The following is a 3,033-nucleotide window of genomic DNA, read 5'->3' on the forward strand; positions in this document are numbered from 1 at the left end:
GGGCTTGGCGGCAGCAATGCGCTGCGGATCGAGGGAGAGGATCTGCCGGGCGTGGAAAACGCGGTGGCGTTCATCGAGGCGCTGCGCCAGGCACCGGACAAGGGCGACCTGCCGATCGGCCGGGACGTGGTGGTGATCGGCGGCGGCAACACCGCGATCGACATGGCGATCCAGGCCCGGCGCCTGGGTGCTGCCAACGTCACGATCGCGTACCGGCGCGGGCCGGCGCAGATGGGGGCCACCGGCTACGAGCAGGAGCTGGCGCAGACCAACGGGGTGACCATCCGCACCTGGGTGGCCCCGGTGCGGATCCTGGGCGGGAACGGTGCGGTCAGCGGGATTGAGCTGGAGCACACCCGGGTCGGGGAAGGCGGCGTGCTGGCCGGCACGGGCGAGCGCTTCGTGCTGCCGGCGGACCAGGTGTTCAAGGCGGTGGGCCAGCATCTGGTGCCGACCGTGCTGAACGGCAGCGCCATGCGGCTGGAGCTGGCGGGCGGCAAGGTCGTGGTTGACGCCGAACGACGCACCACCCTGCCCAAGGTCTGGGCCGGCGGCGACGCGATCGGGCTGGACCAGGACCTCACCGTGGTCGCGGTCGAGGACGGCAAGCAGGCCGCGCGCTCGATCCATGCCACCCTGTCGGCAACCCCGGCCGGCAACCGCCCGACCACCATCTGAGAGGAGCGACGTCATGGCCGATCTGCGCTGCACCATTGCCGGCGTGAAGTCGCCGAACCCGTTCTGGCTGGCCTCCGCACCACCGACCGACAAGGAATACAACGTCGTCCGGGCGCTGAAGGCCGGCTGGGGCGGCGTGGTCTGGAAGACGCTGGGCGAGGACCCGCCGGTCGTGAACGTCTCGTCGCGCTATGGTGCGGTGACCTATCGCGGCCAGCGGATGGCCGGCTTCAACAATATCGAGCTGATCACCGACCGGCCGCTGCAGGTGAACCTGCAGGAGATCAAGCGGGTCAAGCGCGACTTCCCCGACCGGGCGATCCTGGTCTCGCTGATGGTGCCCTGCACCGAGGAGGCCTGGAAGGGCATCCTGCCGCTGGTCGAGGAGACTGGTGCGGACGGGGTCGAGCTCAACTTCGGCTGCCCGCACGGCATGTCCGAGCGCGGCATGGGGTCGGCGGTAGGCCAGGTGCCCGAGTACATCGAGATGGTGACCCGCTGGTGCAAGCAGGCGACCCGGATGCCGGTGTTCGTCAAGCTCACCCCGAACGTCACCAACATCTTGGCCCCGGCACGCGCCGCGGTGAAGGGCGGGGCGGACGCGGTCAGCCTGATCAACACGGTCAACTCGATCACCGCGGTCGACCTGGACCGGATGGCGCCGGAGCCGGTGGTGGGCGGCAAGGGTGCCCATGGCGGCTATTGCGGCCCGGCGGTCAAGCCGATCGCGCTCGGCATGGTAGCGGAGATCGACCGCGACCCGGACTGTGGCGAGATCCCGATCAGCGGGATCGGCGGGATCGAGACTTGGCGGGATGCGGCGGAGTTCATCTCGCTGGGCTGCGGCTCGGTGCAGGTCTGCACCGCGGCCATGCATTACGGCTTCAAGATCGTTGAGGACATGGCGTCCGGCCTGTCCAACTGGATGGACACCAAGGGCTACCGGACCATCGACGAGTTCATGGGCCTGGCGACCCGCAACTACCGCAACTGGGGCGATCTCGACCTCAACTACAAGATCGTCGCCAACATCAACCAGGACCTGTGCATCAAGTGCGGGCTCTGCCATATCGCCTGCGAGGACACGTCGCACCAGTCGATCTTCGCGCTGCGCGAGCAGGGCAAGCGCAAGTATGTGGTCAACGAGGCCGAGTGCGTGGGCTGCAACCTGTGCATGCATGTCTGCCCGGTGGACGACTGCATCACCATGCAGGAGCGCGACACCGGCCGGCCCTATCTCAACTGGAGCATGCACCCGAACAACCCGATGCGGCTGAAGGCGGCCGAGTGAGTTCGGCATGTTCCTGATCGGCCAATACGATTCGCCCTTCGTGCGGCGCGTGGCGATCGCCTTGCGCCTCTACGGCCTGCCGTTCGAGCAGCGGCCCTGGTCGGTGTTCGGCGATGCCGAGAAGATCGCCGCCTACAACCCGCTGATCCGGGTGCCGACCCTGGTGCTGGACGATGGCGAGGTGCTGATCGAGAGTGCGGCGATCCTGGACCATCTGGACGGGCTGGTCTCGCCGGACGAGGCCATGATCGCCCGGGCCGGCAACGCGCGCCGCCATACGCTCAAGACCTGCGCGCTGGCCATGGGTCTGGCCGACAAGGCGGTGAGCCTGTTCTACGAGGGCGCCCTGCACCGGGAGAAGTCCGCGGTCTGGGTCGAGCGCTGTGCCCGCCAGATCGCCGCGGTGCTGGACGTGCTGGAGGCCGAGCGCGCCGACCGGGCCGGCCCCTGGTGGTCGGGCGAGCGGATCGGCCATGCCGACGTCGCGGTCGCGGTGGCACTGCGCTTCCTGAACGACGCCCATCCTGGCCGGTTCGAGCGTGAGCGCTGGCCGGCACTGGGGGCGCACTCGGACCGGTGCGAGGCGCTGCCGGTGTTCCGGGAAATCGCACAGGCGTTCTCGCCGCCGGCGTGAGCATCCTGATCGCTTTCAACATGCGTTCGGGGCCTGCCGAGACGAGCAGGCACGCTCACGACGCCGCGATTTAAAGAACGGCAGCATCCGGCTCTGGCAGTAGCCCGACCCGATCCGGCGCACTGCCGGGTTGCACCACGGCAGCTCCAGACTTATGCTAACCAAGCGAAGCTTAGAAGCAAAACAATAGCATTGAGATTTAGACATGCTGGGCAAAGTCCTTCTGCATGTCAGCAGCGTTCGGACTTTATCTTATTCTATCTGACAGGCGTCCGGACGTCATTTCATCTTTCATGCCCGCCTGACGATCAGGATCGGAACGCAACAAGATCAGGGAGAACGGCGATGTGGACGCTTTCCTCCTGCCGCTGTTCTTGTCATGGTCAGCCTCGTCTTGGCCCTGACGGGCATGTCTGGTGCAGTCTGGGCC

The 3,033-nt window shown here is 67.2% G+C and carries 4 protein-coding genes; 3 read left to right on the top strand and 1 reads right to left on the bottom strand.

The features are described 5' to 3' along the window. The 3 genes from EQG76_RS06635 to EQG76_RS06645 all read left to right on the top strand — a co-directional run. Positions 1-678, top strand: a 678-nt coding sequence (locus EQG76_RS06635) for an FAD-dependent oxidoreductase (protein WP_159711743.1), incomplete at its 5' end; no start/stop codon positions are given. Between the two features lie 13 nt (positions 679-691). Beyond that, positions 692-1,969 carry an NAD-dependent dihydropyrimidine dehydrogenase subunit PreA gene (gene preA / locus EQG76_RS06640; RefSeq protein ID WP_159711745.1) on the top strand — a complete coding sequence of 426 codons (1,278 nt, stop codon included), beginning with the start codon at positions 692-694 and terminating at the stop codon, positions 1,967-1,969. A 7-nt stretch (positions 1,970-1,976) separates the two neighbouring features. Beyond that, positions 1,977-2,603 (top strand): glutathione S-transferase family protein, encoded by a 627-nt coding sequence (locus tag EQG76_RS06645; protein WP_159711747.1) that lies wholly within the window; start codon positions 1,977-1,979, stop codon positions 2,601-2,603. A 247-nt stretch (positions 2,604-2,850) separates the two neighbouring features. Here the strand turns inward: EQG76_RS06645 and EQG76_RS32070 are convergent. After that, positions 2,851-3,033, bottom strand: a 183-nt coding sequence (locus EQG76_RS32070; protein WP_235031232.1) for a hypothetical protein, incomplete at its 5' end; no start/stop codon positions are given.

Origin of the sequence: Geminicoccus flavidas, from assembly GCF_009806515.1 — a bacterium.
Classification (GTDB): Bacteria; Pseudomonadota; Alphaproteobacteria; order Geminicoccales; family Geminicoccaceae; genus Geminicoccus; species Geminicoccus flavidus.

Coding starts and splice junctions, on each gene's coding strand:
- preA (WP_159711745.1), top strand. CDS start 692: ATGGCCGATCTGCGCTGCACCATTGCCGGCGTGAAGTCGCCGAACCCG.
- EQG76_RS06645 (WP_159711747.1), top strand. CDS start 1,977: ATGTTCCTGATCGGCCAATACGATTCGCCCTTCGTGCGGCGCGTGGCG.